Origin of the sequence: Leptospira venezuelensis, assembly GCF_002150035.1 — a bacterium.
GTDB classification, from domain to species: Bacteria; Spirochaetota; Leptospiria; order Leptospirales; family Leptospiraceae; genus Leptospira_B; species Leptospira_B venezuelensis.
In genome coordinates this window covers 796,867-814,843 of record NZ_NETS01000011.1, presented here as the reverse complement: position 1 = coordinate 814,843, position 17,977 = coordinate 796,867, and the positions used below count along the sequence as shown (strand labels likewise).

Genomic DNA, 17,977 nt, shown 5'->3' with positions numbered 1-17,977 from the left:
ATTAATATTTAATATCGGAGAAAAAATGAGACATTACGACGTATTCGGAATAGGGAATGCACTTGTGGATATTCTAATCCCTACCGAAGATTCTTTTTTACAAAAAATGGGCTGGAACAAGGGGATTATGACCCTGGTGGATGCAGAAGTGCAGGGGGGCGTTCTTACCGCTTTAGACGGACATAAAAAAGAATTAAGATCAGGTGGAAGCGCAGCAAATACAATGATCGCGCTCGCAAATTCAGGCGGGACTGGGACTTATACCGGAAAAGTAACCGAAGATACTTACGGAGAATTTTACAAACAGGACATGGAGAAGGCGGGGATCTTATTTGAAGTTCCTCCTTCTAAAGAAGGACATACTGGAACCTGTGTGATTCTAACTACTCCTGACGCTGAGAGAACAATGCTCACTCACCTTGGAATTTCTTCGACTTTGACCAAGCACGATTTGGATTTAGACAAACTTAAGGTTTCTTCTTATAGTTATGTTGAAGGATATCTATGGGACGGACCCTCTACCAAGGAAGCTTGTCTTTTGGCAATGGAAGAGTCCAAAAAAGCCGGAGTAAAGGTAGCATTTACGTTTAGTGATCCATTCTGCGTGAATCGTTCGAGAGAAGATTTTTTAAAACTAACGAAAGAATATTGTGATTTAGTTTTTTGTAATGCAGAAGAAGCTAAGGCACTCGCCGCTACTGAGTCTAAAGAAGATGCGTTAAAATTTATCTCTTCTATTTGTAAAAATGTGATGATGACAGACGGTTCTAATGGAGCATTCGTTTCAGTAAATGGGACAATCAGCCATGTAGGTGGATTTCCTGCTCAAAATTTACTAGATACTACTGGAGCTGGGGATTGTTTTGCTGCTGGTGTGCTTTATGGACTTACCCATGGATTCTCTCCTGAGAATGCAGCAAGATGGGGAAATTACGTTGCATCTAGGATCGTACAAGAGATCGGACCTAGGCTTTCTGTCAGGCTTATGGGAAGACAGGAAGAGATTCTCGGAGAGGCACGGAGCTAAGAAGAGCCGCAGAATTAATTACGCAGAGAGAATAAGGTTTGTTGGACGTTATGTAACTCATGATGCATGTAGGAATCTAATATTATCAAACTATCTATAAAAAAATCTTGGCGGCTCCGCGTCTCTGCGTGCCAAAAATCTCGGTGTCTCTAATGAATCTCTGCGACTTTTCTTTAAGGACAAGAGTAAGTCAAAGGGATTGTGCTCATATTTCCGTTCTCCGGCACGGAAAATGTGAGCGGAGTTCCTACTATCGTATCTGGAAAACCATCCACATAGTTAGTGTCCGAAAGACAATACAGTTTATGAGTCCCTGGATTAATATATTTAATTGTTACCGTGCCATTTCTTGCGGGAGTAGCAGCTAAAGGAAGTTTTGTCAGAATATCCGTTTCACCCTCTCTGAATATTGCAAAGTAATGAGTTAAATTTCCGGAGCCGCCTGTGATCGCTAAAGAAGAAGCTCCGCTTGGATAAATTGCTCTAGATCTGGTTAAAATCCCGCCACCCATATCGGATTGGCCACTATGTTTTGTTTTCCAATCGCTTATAGAGATGAAGGTTGCTGCAGTACTGCCGTCAGCAGCTTTGATAGAATGAACCATTAAGTTTTCCTTAAGATTCATTCTTACTTCAAAAATATAAGGTTCATAGCCAGGTTTAAAATCCATATCCGCTTCTCCAGGTTGTACTGAATAGAGAAGAGGGAATACTAATGGATAACCTGATTTGTCAGTAGTTCCTGCCGCATAAGCAAGTCTTGGAACTATATTAAATCCATAAACGCCATAGTTATCAAAGAATGTTACTTTTGTTAGATCCACACCAGGGACATTTCCCCAACCAGTTACTAAAGAACGGATATACGTTCCTGTATAATAATATTGGCTTGGGGCTCCAGAGTTAGTTCCGGAAGTAGGATCGTTGGAAGGGAATTCGGCTCCTTCTCCATTTAAGAATTGGACCATTTTGAATTCACCGTTCAGAGAGCGGCAAGTATTCGCATTCAACGTATAAGGTTGGGTACAATACACTTCTCTATTTGGAGCAATATTATCCCAGAAAGCCTTTGCAGCAGCGACAGTTCTGATTTGAGATAGATTGTTCAGACCGTCTTGGTATTTAGAGGAAATACGAATCTCGCCTATATCAATATATATTGGAAGATTTGTCATTTTAGGAATACCAGACAGATTGAATGTAGGATCTCCAGCTGGATCATGATATGCATTTCCAGTTCCGCTATTATAATCTGAAAATTCTAAAGGGCTATCCGTAGCATAAGTACCTTTCATTAGAAGTAACATTCTGTTATTGAAAAGAGTACTGATTACAGGATAGTCTGTGGCGTTTCCTTCCCAATGCCCCACTTTACAATCCGAAAAGAATGCCAGTAAAAAGGAAGAAAGGTATAGAAACCGATTCGCTTTGGAAATCATAGGAATACGCTCACCATTAAACCGAAATGAAAAAATTCTGTATCCACTTTATTGTAATAATACGGGTTACTTAACCTGGCATCCACAGTAGGACCTACGTAAGGATACTTTGTTTCCGGAGGCGAATTTAAATCAGATTCGTAAATTTTATTATAATCCAGTCGGATCCCGATCCGTATCTTCTTACCCGCTACGAAACTTGCCTCAAATCCAGCGAATAAAGTATCATTCCAGCGGGAAGTGTTTGCAGGTCTTGCAACAACATAGGTTTCTCCGAATCCAGCCTTTAGCATAAAGGTAATTGGAAGTTCGAAAGGAAGTTTATAACATAGTGCAGAATAAACTGGGATAGTAGTCAGCGCCCTTTCCGATCTTGATAAGTAGTTGGAATAAGACGCTCCAAATTCCACATAAAAGATCCAAGGCCAAGGGATTCTGAAAAAGAGTCCGCCACCTAAAGTAGTATCCAAATATTTTTGGGCTTCGGATCCAGGGAATGGGTTCGAAGCTCCAACCCAGGCACCTATTTCCGGTTTTCTATTATCGTAGAATGTTGGAAGTTCTTCCTCTAATTCCTCATCATCTGTGCTTTCTTTTTTATCTGAGCGAGTAAGCCCTGAAGAAGGAAGATTGCCTCCTGCTTGTGCAAGGATCAACTCGCCATTCTTAAAACTATTCCCAATCTTATTAAAATCTATTGGGGGAGAAACAGGATTTCCGCCCATATATTTAACAGCTTTATTATCCAATTGGTTTGGATAAGAGAATGCTTGAGCCCAGGGAAAAAGTAAAAATGCGATCGGCAGAAGTTTTTTCATCTAGGGACCCCGCCGAATTCTTTCCTGTTCTGGTACATCCGATCTATCTCAGGAAAAGAATCGTAGTACGCTTTTAGAAAATACAATCCGTAAGGGGGGAGGGTGATCCCTGCTATGGTTCTATCTTTGGAAGAAAGTATTTTCAATATATTCGTCTCTTTGCGCTTCTCTATCGCTATTTCAAAAAGTGTTCCGGTTAGGATCCGGACCATATTATGGAGGAAACCGTTTGCCTTGATCCGTAAACGAAGAAGTCCGGGCTCTTCTTCACTTTCTAAAAGGCTCGCATCATAGATGACCCGAGTAGTACTCCTACGGTTCCGCATCGAAGTGGCTTTTGCCAGACTTCTAAAGTCGTGCTCTCCCTTTAGTAGTTCCAGTTCTTCTCTTAAGCGGGAAACGTCAATCCGATGTTGGTACCAGAATGCTCTGTTTTTCCAAACTGGTCTCGGAAACCTTGCGTTCACCAAAAGGTATTCATATTCACGTGCAGTACAGGAAAACTGAGAATTGAAGTTTAAAGGAACTTCTGTGATCTCATGAATGGCCAGACCTCGGTCGGTAAGTGCATTCATTCCAAGTAGGAACTTCGACAGATTTGGAATAGGGGAATCCGTCTTAAAATTTACGACCATCCCCCGTGCGTGGACACCTGTATCTGTTCTTCCGGCTCCCCAGATACGAGTTTGTTTTTTGAGAAGGGTGTTTAGGGCCTTCTCTATTTCTTCCTGAACAGTGGGAGATTGTTTTTGGCTTTGGTACCCGAAAAAACATCCACCATCGAATTCGATCAATAGGGCATAGTTTCTAGGATCTTCTGTCATAGTAGGGAACGAAAGTAGGATGGAATATGACTAAGGGGAGAAGGTAGAGACAATTCTCTTATTTCTCTCCGCCCATTTCTTCTATGATCTTATTGTATTCGTCATAGAGTTCTTTGGCCATATCAATGATGACAGAAGGTTTGGACTTGGACGCCTTACCTGAACCGTACAATCTTGAAAGAGTTCTTTTGGCACGAATGAGAAGGTTCAGTTTAGAAGCAGCATCCGATGCAAGTTCTTCCTTGAACTTCATTGTGAGATAAGCGGAAAGATAAATGACTCCGTCAAATCCCCAGTTTTTGTCAGTATCAGGTCCGAGTAAGTAAGATGCAGCATCCACAGGTTCTGAACCCGACTGCATAATTTCCATTGTGTCCGTGTACCAGCCAGCGGATTTTTGGTAGAGAAGGTCACGGATCTTGTCATAACCCATACCTGGAAACTCAGTATTCACATCATCAAAGTACCAAGCACCTCTAACTGCGCAGACTGCTTTTTTAGGTGTAGGAGCTACTGTCACTTTTCTGGACTGGTAACATTCAATCGCTAATAGATAAGATGCAGCTCCCAGGATCAGGTTTCTTTCTTGGTAAAAATCAGTAGGTCCCATGATGGATTCTATGTTTTTACGACGGATCTCTGCAGATTCTCTCAATTTGGCGAGTTCGTCTGCATCTAGGCTTGACCAGTCCTTAGGAAATGCAGTATAAAGACATCGTGGACATACGTTTAGAACGTAATCATTTGGCGAAACTCTGCCAAATTTTTTGTTTTTCTCGTATAAGCGACGTAATTCCTGGGTGAGTTTGCCTGCTATCAGCCTCCCTCCCCCCTGGAACATACTTTCCCTTTGGTGGACCTCGCTACAGATAGGGCAGACCGTATCTTCTTTGTTGCGAAACGAGATTTTTTTGCCTTGGGCTAATGCAGTTGCTGTCATACGAAGAATTTCCGGAAAAATCGAGCCGGAAGCGTCAATTCTCACCGTATTCTAACCGATAGACTAAGAAGAAAAGCACGATTTTCGGGTTGAACCCGGTCTTCTCAGGAAGATACTAAGGAAAAGGTCCTCCAATGAAAAAACTTCTCGTTTTCATGATTGCGATGTTAGTCGCCCCAGTTCTATTACACGGCGAAGCCGTTTCTATGAAATCGTATAAGAAGAGGATAGAGCTCTTAACTTATTTAAGAGCAATAGAGCCGGTCGTAAAAAATTATCCGGGAGAGGTAAAAACCTCCGGAACGGGTCAACCTCAGGCAGATGGGGAGAGACTCGCGAAGTACAAAGAATTAAAAAGATTGTACCAAGAAGGTCTTCTATATTTCTTCGAAGGGAATTTCGTAAATTCTTATCGTAGATTTTTGGAATCCCAACTTGGAATGGAACTTCTTCTGGAAGAACTTTCACAAGCTTATGTGGAAAGAACAGAAGAGATCCTAAAAACCGCGATCGAAAAGAAAAATCCAAACAATCCTATGGATAGAGCTCTTGTGGATATTTCCGTGGAATATGGAAAAACAAGTTATATCCGTGCGGACATTAAGGAGAATAGAGAAGCTCCTTATACTCGCAGGATGTACAACCCGCGCGAATTCCATTACGTGGTGAATAAATACACCATCGAAAAAAATATGGAGTTAGGTTATCAATTCTTGGGAGAAGCCAAGGAAGCACGTAATAACGCACTTAAGATAGAAAAACATTTGGAGAAACACCAAAAACTCCAACCTGAGCACAGAAAACATCGCATCGAAATGTATTTGGGAGCGATCAATCTTTGCAGGGACGCAAGATCCAATGCGATGAATATTTTCAAACTTAAATATCCTTATGATAATTATTATCTGCAAAGATCTGACGCTAAAACTGAAGAGACTCGTAACGAGATCGGAGAGGTCACTCCTGGTGAAGTTGTTTCCGTAGAAGGAGTTACTTATGACTTCTCTACAAACCCTCTGGTTCGTGCAGATAATAGAATGAGTCCTGTGTTTGATAAAAGAATTCCGGATGATTATCGCAGAGACGCCGTGGATATTTTAGGCAGAGTTTATGACGACGAGATCGACAATAAACTGTATCTTCGTTGGGACGCAGAGACTCGTAAAAAACTTCTGGGAGATAAAATTCCTCCTGGAGCTCAGAAAAGAAAACAAGCTGCAGCTGCGAGCCAACCTAATAAGTAAGATCTTTCCATTCTTCTGAAAAAATGAAAAGGCCTGTTTCCAAAAAGGGACAGGCTTTTTTATTTCTGTCATCCTATTCCGCTTAAAGCGAACATCGTAAGTTATGTCCGAGATGAATTGTTCTATCTGTATTCCTTGTTTTGACTTATGTTAAGAATTTGCTTTCCTTGTTCAGTGATATACTAAAGCATAGTTCGCATGAATCCACTCAAGTTTATGGAAAGCCGTTTGGGCAGGTTTTCCCCGAAGTATCGCAAACTGGTATTACGAACCTATGTCGTAACCCTAAGACTGGTACTTACGGTAGCATTTCCTTCTATGGTCGCCGGGATTTTTTATGCAATCCTAAGTAAGAGGGAAAAACAATACGCAGCTTTTTTAAGAGGTTCAAAAACTTGGGGAACCGCAGTGATCCGTATGACCAAAACGGATCTGATGATAAAGAATGAAATGCAGATCCCTGAAAAGGGTCATATGATCTTCTTAAATCATGTGAACGAAATAGATTTTCCTTATGATTGCCTGGTGGTGAATAAACCGTATTTGGCAAACCAAGTGATTAAAAAAACTTTAGTCGCCTATTGGTGGATGAAAGCAATGGGTTCTCAGGTTTTCGAAACTTCCAAAGCTGCTACAATTGCGGTATCTGTTCGTAATTTAATAAAGGGACTTTCCACTACTTCTTATATTGTTTATCCGGAAGGTCATAACTCTTATTCGGAAATTATCCAGCCTATGCAAAAAGGAATGATTAAACTCGCTTATGAGAATAAAATTCCTGTAGCAGTAGTCCTAAAATCAGGGATCACCACTTACCAAACAGAACCTATGTTTGCAAAAGTTGGATATAAATTTATAGGAAGATACGAACCCTGGACACACGAGAACTGGGAGAGTTTTAGAGATTTCTTATACGAAACCATGAGCAAGGAAAAAATCGCATTAGACTCCGAGGTCGGAACAGTGCGCGAGCCTGTCTCTTCTAAATCAAAGTGATCAAAAGACTACTCATCGCAAACAGAGGAGAAATCTCTCTCCGAATCCAAAAGACCTGCAAAAGGTTAGGCATAGAAACAGTAGCTGTATATTCAGATGCTGATAAGGATGCTCCATTCGTAAAGGCCGCAGACTTTTCTTTTTATTTAGGCCAGTCTGAACCTTCTAAATCTTATTTAGTAATCCCTAATATACTTAAAGCTATCAAGGAAACGGGAGCGGATGCAGTTCATCCTGGTTATGGATTTTTATCTGAAAAGGCTGAATTTGCGAGAGAACTTTCTAAAGCGGGGATTTCTTTTTTAGGGCCTAAGGCAGAGACCGTGGACCTAATGGGGGACAAGATCCGTTCTCGCGCAGCAATGGAGAAGGCTAAAGTTCCAGTTGTTCCTGGATATGAAGGGGATTCCCAGGACACTTTCGTTTTATTAAAAGAAGCAGAGAGGATCGGATTCCCCGTCATGATCAAGGCAAGTGCTGGCGGCGGTGGAAAAGGGATGAAACGTGTCTTTTCCAAAGATGAATTTTTACCTGCATTAGAATCCGCCCAGAGAGAGGCAGGAAACGCTTTCGGAGACGCAAGAGTATTCTTAGAAAAGTATATTATAAATCCTAGACATATTGAAGTTCAGGTATTTGGAGATTCTTCCGGGAATATAACCCATCTATTCGAGAGAGAATGTTCCATCCAGAGAAGACACCAGAAAGTAGTGGAGGAATCTCCTGCACCTAATCTGCCTTCCGACTTGAAACAAAAAATCTGCGAAGTTGCAGTCAAGGCCGCTTCTTCCATTGGCTATATTGGTGCCGGAACGGTTGAATTCATTTTGGGAGAAGATGGATCATTCTACTTCTTGGAAATGAATACAAGATTGCAGGTGGAACATCCTGTCACTGAATCCGTAACTGGTTTTGATCTAGTAGAGTGGCAGATCCGAATTGCAGAAGGTATGAGTATCGAAAAACTCACCGGAGGAAAATCTCCAGCTCAAAACGGACATGCAATCGAAGTCAGATTATATGCAGAAGATCCTGAGAATGAGTTCCTGCCTTCTATCGGGAAGATAGAACTCGCAAGATTTCCTGAAGTTCAAAATCTTAGAGTGGACTCTGGAGTAATTACCGGTTCTGAAGTTTCTCTCTATTATGATCCAATGCTTGCGAAAGTGATTGGTATAGGAAAAACAAGAGAAGAAGCACGCAAAAACCTGATCGCAGGCCTAGAAGAAATAATCGTATTCGGGCCGATCACGAACCTGAATTATCTAAAAGCAATCCTGGAACATTCTGAATTCGTAAAGGGACATACGGACACCCACTTTTTAGAAAAGCATAATATAGTTTGGGAAGAATCCGGAGAAGAAAAAGAGGCTCTCATGAGAACCGCTTCTTTTCTTGCGAATCGTACAGTGAAAACTTCCTCCGTATGGGAAGCCGTCGGGCCGAACGGAGTTTGGGGAGAAATATCTTGAACCGCTTGTTCCGACTCCAATGGAAAGAAAAAGAATACGTATTAGATCTGGGAGATTCTTCCTCCAGACTATTCGGTCCGGAAAAAAAATGGGAATCACTTCTGACTCATTATTCTTGGACCAAAGAGAAAGATGGTTCTTATTCATTACCAGATGGAAGTATAGCATTACTTAGAAGTGGAAGACTTTTCATTCATACGAAAGGAAAAACATTTCAGTTTGCCATCAAAGGAAGAGAAACCTCCGATGCGCAAACCGCATCTTTAGAGATCAAAAGTCCGATGCCAGGAAAGATCATTAAGGTAGAGGTGAAGTCAGGAGACTCTGTTAAAAAAGGACAGATTCTTGCCGTTGTGGAAGCGATGAAGATGGAGCATGCATTGAAGGCTGGAGCTGATGCAACGGTTCAGGATGTACTCGCTCATCCAGGTGATATCGTTTCCCAAGACCAATTGCTTATCAAATTAAGCGAATAATAAATTTCCTCTTACGTATATACTGAAATGTTTTTTAGAACTGCAACATTTCAGTATTGTTAAAAATTAAATTCTTATTTCGAACAAACGATATGATAATTTTAGAATAGGGTTCAAGCTGAAGCCCATGACCCTGGATCAAAAGAAAAGGTTCCAGGAATAAATTTGACATCGGTTAAGACACTATTATACATTGCGAATTCCATAAAAATTTCCAGGTACTGCATGAAGCATTTCCTTACTCGCATTGGCATAATTGCTATATTGGCCTTTGTTTCGACTCAAAATATCTCCGCTGATCCAGGTCTTTTGGATGGTTGTGAAAAACCACCTGAAAGAACGGATCTACCATTTTACATAAGTCCTAAAAGACAACTTTGTAAAAAGGATCTAGAAAAGAAGAAGGAAGGTTGGTTCCCAACTGGACTTCCTCTTTTAAATTCGGATCCGAATACAGGGATTGGTTACGGAATTCGTGTATTCGCATATAATAATGGAAAGAAAGAAGATCCGTTTTTTGAATACACTCCTTACAAATTCAGGATTTACGCTCAGTACTTCAATACCACAAAACAACGTCAGTATCAGGATATCGCTTTCGATGCTCCTTATGTGTTCGGAACACAATGGCGTTTGAGAGGAGAAGGTGTATACGATGCAAACCCGAATACGTTATTCTTCGGTTTGGGAGAATCTTCTCTCCAAACTTTAAGTTATACTGATAGGAATCAGGATGGCGGCGCAGTTCATACTAACTCAACCTTTGCTGACCAACAACGAAACCTGGCTTATACTAGACCGGGTGGCCCTGGAGATCCTGTAGATATCAATGGTGCTGTATACAACGGATTTCCGGCTCAAAACGGATTTAGAGTAACAGATTCTCAGTATAACAGGTATAATTTGATCTCTCCTACTGCGATGTTGAGCGGAGAAAGATCTTACGTTGGTGGAACTGTCCGACTTGTAGCGGGAGTTCGTATGTCTCAGAATATCGTAAGAGCATTTGATGGAACTCTCGCCAATGGTACCGATCCTTACTTAGATGGATTCGGGATCAATTCGGGGGGAAAGGCGATTAACGGTACTACTAAAATTACCGAAGACTATAACTCTGGAAAGATCTTAGGTTATCATGGTGGTATGGTAAATACACTTCGCTTAGGAATGGTTTATGATACAAGAGACTTGGAACCGGATCCAAACCAAGGTGTGTTCTTAGAAGCAACCTACGAAAGATCTGCAAAAACTTTTGGATCTAATTTTGATTATTCTAAATATTTTACTCAGGCTAAATTCTTTTGGAGCCCATTTCCTAAAGTTTTCGACAAATTGGTTGTCGCGGGACGAGGCGGTTTCTCTGTTACTGAAGGTGATGCACCATTCTTCGAATATAGAAATATGTGGGGAACGGAAGGTGTGATCTCCGGACTAGGTGGACGTACTACATTAAGAGGTTATAAACAAGACCGTTTTGTGGGACGTGCAATGGGTTGGGGTAATATCGAACTTCGTTGGAAGTTTGGCTCACTTTCTGTTGCGGGCCAACACTTCGCATTCAACCTAGTTCCTTTTATGGACTTTGGGCGAATTTGGGACGACGAACATAAAGTCGGAACCAAGGATTACAAATATTCTCGAGGTATTGGACTTAGGATTGCTTGGAACCAAACAACGATTATCATGTTCGACTACGCGGTTTCCAAAGAAGATAAACAATTATTCGTAAACTTCAACCACGCGTTCTAAGGAAATAGAAATGAGAAAAGTATATTATATAATAAGATCCTTATTCACCTTATTCGCGTTTAGCCTACTTGCGATGGGTTGCGAAGAGAAATTAGATCGTAGTCCTTATGGCTTCAGAGAAGAAGATGAAAGTGATTTAATAGCGGGAGCATTGTTCTTCCAAAGTTTCACTAATAATGGAGATGGAACAACAACGGATGCAACGAGTGGTCTGATGTGGAAGACATGTAGCCAAGGCCAAGAGTTCAGCGGAACAGCGACTAGCTTTAGTTGTAGAGGCGCAAGTGGAACTTTAGCAAATCCAAGTTCCTTTGGAGCGAAAGAATTACAATATTGTAGTGTAGATCTGAGTTCTTGTAATACCTTAGGAATTCCTCAAACACTAACGACAGTATCGCCGATAGGTATCCCCGGTACTTCAGAAGCATATGATTCTTGTGCGAATGATAACACAGGAGGTCATACAGATTGGAGAGTAGCTAGTTTCTTAGAGTTAAAATATTTAAGCTCTAATAGCCGTAACTTCATGCTTTTGAAATTTCCCGATACGATAGAGTCATACTATTGGAGTTCAACATCTAACGAACAAGATGTCGGTGGTAAGACAGCTAGGGCGGTATCCTTTACCAGAGACAAATTCGGAGACGATGAGTCTTATAGCAAAACCAGCAGATACTTTGTTCGCTGTGTAAGATAAGACGCAGAGTTAATAGAAACACAGGGAGTTTTCACACAGAGTCACGGAGATTCAGAGGAGTATTTTGTAGGAAATCCTACATTTGCTCTTCCTGCTTTATGGTCTTCGTGCCTTTGTGTCTCTGTGTGAAAGAACTCGGTGGCTCCATAACTCTGTGAGTCTTATTTAATATTAAAAATCATTAATGTTCTAATTTACCTTCTCCACTTCTTTATATGACTTAAACGAGAGTTCACTTATATCTCTCTTATATCTGGGTCGAAATCGTGTTTTTCTAATGTATGCTGCTATTTTTTTTATTACTACTGTGATGAAAGGGAACTTTTGCGTGATGAACGGGGTCACTAAAGCTCTAATTCGAAATTTTCAATTGACATAAGCTCTTATAACTTCAATAACTAACGAACTTAAAATCTTAAATCCGGGGTATACATGAGGATTAAGAAAATTAAATCGCTGGTGCTAGCGATTTGTTTTGTGGGAGGCGTTCTAGAATTAAGCGCCGATGATTATATTCCAGAACCGGGATGCGAGAAGCCACCTGCTCGTAAAAATTTACCGTTTCATATGGATTCTTCTAAACAGCTTTGTGCAAAAGACTTAGCAGTTAAACGGGAAGGTTGGTATCCTACTGGACTTCCTCTAATCAATTCTGATCCTCTCGAGGGTGTTGGTTTTGGTGTTCGTGCTTATGCATATAATAACGGTCTAAAAACAGATCCGTTATTTGATTATACTCCGTATAGAGTAAGATTTTTTGCGCAGTATTTTAATACTAGTAAGAATGCTCAATATCATCAGCTTAGTTTGGATATGCCATTTATTGCAAATACGCAATGGCGCCTTCGTGCAGATGCATTCCTAACAATCACACCAACCACTCTTTATTTTGGAATAGGTGAAGGTTCCCTAAAAACTTTGAGTTATTACGATCGAAACCAGCCCGGTGGAGATTACGTTAATAACGCAACTTTTGCGGATCAAAGTAAAAACTTCAGTTATTATAGACCAGGAGGTCCTCAGGATCCGGTTTCCTTTGGAGGAAATACCTATTACGGAGTTCCAAGCCAGCCAGGTTTCGTTGTTACAAACAAAATGTATAACGGATATATCATAGAAACTCCTATGATCAACCTGAGTACGGAACGATCTTTCTTTGGTGGAACGGTTCGTGTGGTCGCCGGGATCAAAGCTTCCGAAAATATTATCAGAACCTTTGATGGAAGGAAAGCGCCGGGATATGATCCAGTTCTCGGTATGGACTACGGAGCAAATGTGCCTAACGCTAAAACCCGTTTGACCGAAGATGCACAAGCTGGAAAGATCTTAGGTTATCATGGTGGTTATGTAAATGCAGTTCGTCTTGCATTGGTATATGATACTCGTGACTTCGAACCTGATCCGAACAGTGGTGTATTCTTAGAAGGAACCTTTGAGAAAAACAGCAAGACATTTGGTTCGGATTTCAATTTCCAAAAATATTTTGCACAAGGGAAATTTTTCTGGAGCCCGTTTCCTAAAGCTTTCGAAAAACTTGTTATTGCTTCTCGCTTCGGAGCAGGTTTGTCTGAAGGAGACGTTCCATTCTTCGAATATAGAAACATGTGGGGAACGGAAGGTTTAATTGGAGGACTTGGAGGTATTCGTACCATCCGCGGTTACAAACAAGACCGTTTCGTAGGAAGAATGATGGGTTGGGGTAATATCGAGGTAAGATGGAAATTCGGATCCTTACGTGTCGGTGATGAATACTTCGCATTCAACCTAGTTCCTTTTATGGACTTTGGACGAGTCTGGGATGACGAACATAAAGTCGGAACCAAGGATTATAAATATTCACATGGTCTAGGACTTAGGATCGCATGGAATATGGCTACAATCATCATGATCGACTGGGCAAAATCTAGAGAAGACGAACAATTATTCGTAAACTTCAGCCACGCGTTCTAAGGAAAAAGAAATGAGAAAAGTATATTATATAATAAGATCCTTATTCACCTTATTCGCGTTTAGTCTACTTGCGATGGGTTGTGAAGAGAAATTAGATCGTAGTCCTTATGGCTTCAGAGAAGAAGATGAAAGTGATTTAATAGCGGGAGCACTGTTCTTCCAAAGTTTCACTAATAATGGAGATGGAACAACAACGGATGCAACGAGCGGTCTGATGTGGAAGACATGTAGCCAAGGCCAAGAGTTCAGCGGAACAGCGACTAGTTTTAGTTGTAGAGGAGCAAGTGGAACTTTAGCAAATCCAAGTTCCTTTGGAGCGAAAGAATTACAATATTGTAGTGTAGATCTGAGTTCTTGTAATACTTTAGGAATTCCTCAAACACTTACGACAGTATCGCCGATAGGTATCCCCGGTACTTCAGAAGCATATGATTCTTGTGCGAATGATAACACAGGAGGTCATACAGATTGGAGAGTAGCTAGTTTCTTAGAGTTAAAATATTTAAGCTCTAATAGCCGTAACTTCATGCTTTTGAAATTTCCTGATACGATAGAGTCATACTATTGGAGTTCAACATCTAACGAACAAGATGTCGGTGGTAAGACAGCTAGGGCGGTATCCTTTACCAGAGACAAATTCGGAGACGATGAGTCTTATAGCAAAACCAGCAGATACTTTGTTCGCTGTGTAAGATAAGACGCAGAGTTTAATAGAGACGCAGAGTATTTTTACACGCGGAGACGCAAAGTCGCCGAGGGTTGATTTTGGAATAGTAAATCAAAAACTCTGTGTCTCAGCGCCTCTGCGTGAAAATATTATAACGGGGCCTGGAGATCTCCATGAACCAGGTCATTGATCAGAATTGTATCATGCCTGGATGGGGATCTGTTCTCCGGATAATCAGTAGAGTAATGAAGTCCTCTACTTTCATGTCTTGCAAGAGCAGAACGAATAATCAATTCAGCTACTAATACCAAATTACGAAGTTCTAATAGAGGATTTGTAACTATTGTTCTGTTATAATAGTCTCTGACCTCTGCGTAGATCAGATCCATTCTTCTTTTTGCTCTTTCTAAGCGCAAATTAGAGCGGACAATTCCCACATAATTGGACATTGTATTTTTGATCTCTGAAAGATCATGAGAGATCAATACCCATTCTTCCGTATTTACCAAACCTTCCTTGTCCCAAGCAGGGATCTGGTCATGCTCAGGTAGGAAGTTTGGAGGATTTTTACGGATTTCTTCTGCGATACGATTAGAGAATACAAGACATTCTAATAAACTATTGGATGCAAGGCGGTTACCACCATGAACTCCAGTACAGGAAGCTTCTCCGGCGGCAAAAAGATTTTCTATTCGAGTTTTTCCCCAAAGATCTGTTGCGATCCCGCCGCACATAAAATGGGCCGCAGGCACAACTGGGATCGGATCAGTAGTGATATCTATTCCTAATTCAAGACATTTTGCATAGATAGAAGGAAATGCTTCCTTGATCTCGGCTGCAGGTTTATGTGAGATATCCAACCAAACATGAGGATCTCCTGACTTCTTCATTTCTGCGTCAATGGCTCTTGCAACTATATCTCTAGTAGCGAGATCAGCCATTGGATGGTATTTTTTCATGAACGGTTCTCCGTCCATTCCGAGTAATACTGCACCTTTCCCTCGCACTGCTTCAGAGATTAGAAATGAATCTCCTTTTTCATGATAGAGAGAAGTAGGGTGGAACTGATAGAATTCCATATTCCTGATCTCTGCACCTGCACGATAGGCACATGCAACTCCATCACCAGTTGCAATTTTTGGGTTTGTAGTATGAGAATATACCTGTCCGGCTCCGCCGCTTGCAATGATCGTTTTTTTAGCAAGTATTGGAATGATCTCTTCGGTTTGATTAGAAAGAACATATGCCCCAAAACAGATTAAACCCTTCTTTTTGAGATGGTGTGGTGTGATCAGATCTACGACAGTATGGTATTCTAATATTTGAATATTTGGATTTTGTTTTACGATTTGTAGAAGTGTTTTTTCGATCTCGTGACCTGTTCTGTCATGAGCGTGGACAATTCGATTTGTTCCATGTCCACCTTCTCTATGAAGATCGAATTCTCCCTCTTGGTTCAGGTTGAATGGAACACCGTATTCTAAAAGTTCTTTGACTAAAGGGGGGCCTTCTTTAACTAAAACTCGAACGGCTTCCGGATCACATAATCCTGCTCCGGATTCGAGGGTGTCTTTTACATGATCCTCGAATTTGTCTCCCTGCGCAAATACGGAAGCGATCCCGCCCTGTGCGTAGTTGGTATTAGACTCATAATCAGACTTCTTGGTCACGATCACTGTCTGACCAACATTAGAAAGTTTTAATGCTTGGAAAAGACCGGTAATACCGCTCCCAATGACTAAAAAATCGGTTTTTATTCTTGGCATTTTTAGACAATCGGCGGCTATCACACCGCCGAGATTAGATTACTTACGTTTTGTGCCAGTGTTTAAAAGAGCATCTACGTAATCTATGGAACGGATCAATTGGAAGTCAGGCTTGATCGGATCGTTTTTATGTTCTTGTATGAACTTCTCTGCTTGTCCGTTCGATTTGACCCAACCTTCTAATTTTTTCACGTCGAAATGGCTTTTTTCCTCAGCGGAAGAAGGCAGTTCAGGAAGGTGATTCCACATATTCTCTTCGCGATAATGAAAAGGAAAACTTCCATCTTCTTCGGAAGAAACATCCACATCAGGTTTAACTCCGACTACTTGGATCGTATTTCCAGAAGGAGCATAATATCTGGACTGAGTCAGCTTAATATAATAAGCTCCGTTCCCTCTTAACTCTTGTAGTTTTTGAACTGTTGCTTTTCCAAAAGATCTTTCTCCAAGAATCAAACCTCTACCGTGATGTTTCAGTGCAGAAGCTACAATCTCAGAAGCAGAAGCGGACTTAGCATTTATTAGAACTGCAACAGGTAGATCCGTTAGATCTTTTTTGCCGGCGTTAGAATCTTCAGGACTTCTGTTCGGGCTTTTTACGGAAACGATAAGCCCGTTCGTCACAAACATATCTGCAAGATCAATTGCTAGATCCAAATAACCTCCTGGGTTATTTCTTAGATCTAAAACCAGCGCTTTCAGTTTGGTTCCTTTGGAAGTAGATTGTTTTTCTAATTCTTTGAAATGTTGAACGAATTCTTTATCAACGGACGGATCTGATTTTACGAAACCAGTTAACTTAATATATCCAATATAAGGATGATTGTCTATCAACTTGCTTGTGATATTTCGGATCTCAATTGTGTCTCGGATCACTTCGATAGCCAAAGTTCCAGCCACTCCTTTTCTGCGGATGGTTAGAACTACTTTGGATCCTTTTTTTCCTTTGATCCTTTCTACTACTTTGTCTAGTAACATTCCTTTTGTGGATTTTCCATCCACTGCAAGGATTACATCTCCGGCGCGAACTCCTGCTGTGACAGCAGGTCTTCCTTCTAGAGGATTTTCAACGATAACTTCCTTATTACCGCCACCGCTTAAGATTGCTCCAATTCCTTCGAAACTTCCGTCTTCGATTTTTGCCATGGATTCTTCCCAGGCAGCTTTTAGGAATACTTGGCTATGAGGATCTAAGGAAGAAAGGTAACCGTTTGCCGCAGCTAAATATACATCCTTAATGCTAAAAGGTTCTTTATCTTTAGCGTCTTCTTCTCCAAACGGATCTTTGAGTGGAGGAGTGGTATAGTTTTGCAGATTTTTTTCGAGGTAGGCAAGGACCCTATCAAAATCCTTTTTGGAGAAGTTGGTTTGCTCCCATTTAGCTGTGAGCACTTTTTTGCGGACCTTCTCCCTTTCAACTAACTTGAGAACCTCATCATTTGAAAGTTTAGGTTTGTTAGACTCTTCTTTTAGTTTTCTGTCTCGGATTTTTTCTACTTCTTTATAATCCGGATCGAATAGAACAAATTTATCCTCAGGAGAAAGTTTGAAAGATTTTCCTGGGAAAATATCATCTGATTCTTCGTATTTTTCTCGATCGGTAAAATAACTTTCCGGATAGAGATAAAGACCATGAGGCAAAGATAGAAGAGCAAAAACTGCTGCGTCCTTATAGGCGCGGTTTTTATCTATATTTTTATCTATATAGTTTCCCTCAACAGTCTTGACTACGCTGTCAAAATCTTTGAGAGTGAAATCTGCCGTGGTCTTGGAATTTCCGGAAGAGGGTTGGCAGAAGAAGATGCTCGTACATAAGATAACTGAAAGAAAGGATAAGGAGAGGGATCTCAAGCTTTTCAAATCGGGTCCTCTTTTTGCAAGGTTGATTTTCGATCATTTTCCACCCCGAACA

The 17,977-nt window shown here is 40.9% G+C and carries 15 protein-coding genes; 9 read left to right on the top strand and 6 right to left on the bottom strand.

Going from position 1 to position 17,977, the window contains the following annotated elements; all coding sequences use genetic code 11:
- The first annotated feature begins 25 nt into the window (after positions 1–25).
- On the top strand, positions 26–1,027 hold the full coding sequence (locus B1C82_RS19925; protein ID WP_086449270.1) for an adenosine kinase: 1,002 nt from the start codon (positions 26–28) through the stop codon (positions 1,025–1,027).
- Between the two features lie 173 nt (positions 1,028–1,200).
- Here the strand turns inward: B1C82_RS19925 and B1C82_RS19920 are convergent, their stop codons facing one another.
- From B1C82_RS19920 to B1C82_RS19905, 4 genes are read right to left on the bottom strand one after another with little or no spacing between them, the layout of a single operon-like run.
- Positions 1,201–2,466 (bottom strand): LIC11270 family surface protein, encoded by a 1,266-nt coding sequence (locus B1C82_RS19920; RefSeq protein ID WP_086449269.1) that lies wholly within the window; start codon positions 2,464–2,466, stop codon positions 1,201–1,203.
- Positions 2,463–3,284 carry a hypothetical protein gene (locus tag B1C82_RS19915; protein WP_086449268.1) on the bottom strand — a complete coding sequence of 274 codons (822 nt, stop codon included), beginning with the start codon at positions 3,282–3,284 and terminating at the stop codon, positions 2,463–2,465. The genes B1C82_RS19920 and B1C82_RS19915 overlap by 4 nt, the downstream gene beginning before the upstream one ends.
- The gene (truA, locus tag B1C82_RS19910) at positions 3,281–4,108 is read right to left on the bottom strand and encodes a tRNA pseudouridine(38-40) synthase TruA (protein WP_086449267.1); all 828 of its coding nucleotides are present in this window, start codon (positions 4,106–4,108) and stop codon (positions 3,281–3,283) included. The genes B1C82_RS19915 and truA overlap by 4 nt, the downstream gene beginning before the upstream one ends.
- Before the next feature lie 58 nt (positions 4,109–4,166).
- Complete coding sequence (locus tag B1C82_RS19905; protein ID WP_086449266.1) at positions 4,167–5,048, bottom strand: DUF2225 domain-containing protein; 882 nt, start codon at positions 5,046–5,048, stop codon at positions 4,167–4,169.
- 134 nt (positions 5,049–5,182) lie between these two features.
- Here B1C82_RS19905 and B1C82_RS19900 point away from each other — a divergent pair, with 134 nt between their 5' ends.
- From B1C82_RS19900 to lsa25 (B1C82_RS19865), 8 genes are all read left to right on the top strand, one after another.
- Entirely contained in the window at positions 5,183–6,292 is a 1,110-nt protein-coding gene (locus tag B1C82_RS19900) for an LIC11274 family protein (RefSeq protein ID WP_086449265.1), read from the top strand.
- A gap of 198 nt (positions 6,293–6,490) precedes the next feature.
- Positions 6,491–7,288 (top strand): 1-acyl-sn-glycerol-3-phosphate acyltransferase, encoded by a 798-nt coding sequence (locus B1C82_RS19895; protein WP_086449264.1) that lies wholly within the window; start codon positions 6,491–6,493, stop codon positions 7,286–7,288.
- The gene (locus tag B1C82_RS19890; RefSeq protein WP_086449263.1) at positions 7,285–8,760 is read left to right on the top strand and encodes an acetyl-CoA carboxylase biotin carboxylase subunit; all 1,476 of its coding nucleotides are present in this window, start codon (positions 7,285–7,287) and stop codon (positions 8,758–8,760) included. Before B1C82_RS19895 ends, B1C82_RS19890 begins: the two co-directional genes overlap by 4 nt.
- Positions 8,757–9,236: an acyl-CoA carboxylase biotin carboxyl carrier protein subunit gene (locus B1C82_RS19885; protein ID WP_086449262.1), complete on the top strand. Its 480-nt coding sequence runs from the start codon at positions 8,757–8,759 to the stop codon at positions 9,234–9,236. Before B1C82_RS19890 ends, B1C82_RS19885 begins: the two co-directional genes overlap by 4 nt.
- Before the next feature lie 225 nt (positions 9,237–9,461).
- Positions 9,462–10,985 (top strand): Omp85 family outer membrane protein, encoded by a 1,524-nt coding sequence (gene omp85, locus B1C82_RS19880; RefSeq protein ID WP_086449261.1) that lies wholly within the window; start codon positions 9,462–9,464, stop codon positions 10,983–10,985.
- Positions 10,986–10,995: 10 nt separating this feature from the next.
- Entirely contained in the window at positions 10,996–11,682 is a 687-nt protein-coding gene (lsa25, locus tag B1C82_RS19875) for a surface adhesin Lsa25 (RefSeq protein WP_086449259.1), read from the top strand.
- Between the two features lie 432 nt (positions 11,683–12,114).
- A complete protein-coding gene (omp85, locus tag B1C82_RS19870; RefSeq protein ID WP_086449260.1) occupies positions 12,115–13,632 on the top strand; it encodes an Omp85 family outer membrane protein in 1,518 nt (505 codons plus the stop codon).
- A 10-nt stretch (positions 13,633–13,642) separates the two neighbouring features.
- On the top strand, positions 13,643–14,329 hold the full coding sequence (lsa25, locus tag B1C82_RS19865; RefSeq protein WP_086449259.1) for a surface adhesin Lsa25: 687 nt from the start codon (positions 13,643–13,645) through the stop codon (positions 14,327–14,329).
- A gap of 119 nt (positions 14,330–14,448) precedes the next feature.
- Here lsa25 (B1C82_RS19865) and nadB read toward each other — a convergent pair whose 3' ends face one another.
- Complete coding sequence (gene nadB / locus B1C82_RS19860) at positions 14,449–16,065, bottom strand: L-aspartate oxidase (RefSeq protein ID WP_086449258.1); 1,617 nt, start codon at positions 16,063–16,065, stop codon at positions 14,449–14,451.
- A gap of 39 nt (positions 16,066–16,104) precedes the next feature.
- A complete protein-coding gene (locus B1C82_RS19855; RefSeq protein ID WP_086449257.1) occupies positions 16,105–17,925 on the bottom strand; it encodes a S41 family peptidase in 1,821 nt (606 codons plus the stop codon).
- Between the last annotated feature and the right edge of the window lie 52 nt (positions 17,926–17,977).

Bases quoted from the DNA above. Each gene is read 5' to 3' on its own strand.
- B1C82_RS19900 (WP_086449265.1), top strand. From the start codon at position 5,183: ATGAAAAAACTTCTCGTTTTCATGATTGCGATGTTAGTCGCCCCAGTT.
- omp85 (WP_086449260.1), top strand. From the start codon at position 12,115: ATGAGGATTAAGAAAATTAAATCGCTGGTGCTAGCGATTTGTTTTGTG.
- B1C82_RS19925 (WP_086449270.1), top strand. From the start codon at position 26: ATGAGACATTACGACGTATTCGGAATAGGGAATGCACTTGTGGATATT.
- B1C82_RS19895 (WP_086449264.1), top strand. From the start codon at position 6,491: ATGAATCCACTCAAGTTTATGGAAAGCCGTTTGGGCAGGTTTTCCCCG.
- truA (WP_086449267.1), bottom strand. From the start codon at position 4,108: ATGACAGAAGATCCTAGAAACTATGCCCTATTGATCGAATTCGATGGT.
- lsa25 (WP_086449259.1), top strand. From the start codon at position 13,643: ATGAGAAAAGTATATTATATAATAAGATCCTTATTCACCTTATTCGCG.
- B1C82_RS19905 (WP_086449266.1), bottom strand. From the start codon at position 5,048: ATGACAGCAACTGCATTAGCCCAAGGCAAAAAAATCTCGTTTCGCAAC.
- lsa25 (WP_086449259.1), top strand. From the start codon at position 10,996: ATGAGAAAAGTATATTATATAATAAGATCCTTATTCACCTTATTCGCG.
- B1C82_RS19920 (WP_086449269.1), bottom strand. From the start codon at position 2,466: ATGATTTCCAAAGCGAATCGGTTTCTATACCTTTCTTCCTTTTTACTG.
- nadB (WP_086449258.1), bottom strand. From the start codon at position 16,065: ATGCCAAGAATAAAAACCGATTTTTTAGTCATTGGGAGCGGTATTACC.
- omp85 (WP_086449261.1), top strand. From the start codon at position 9,462: ATGAAGCATTTCCTTACTCGCATTGGCATAATTGCTATATTGGCCTTT.
- B1C82_RS19915 (WP_086449268.1), bottom strand. From the start codon at position 3,284: ATGAAAAAACTTCTGCCGATCGCATTTTTACTTTTTCCCTGGGCTCAA.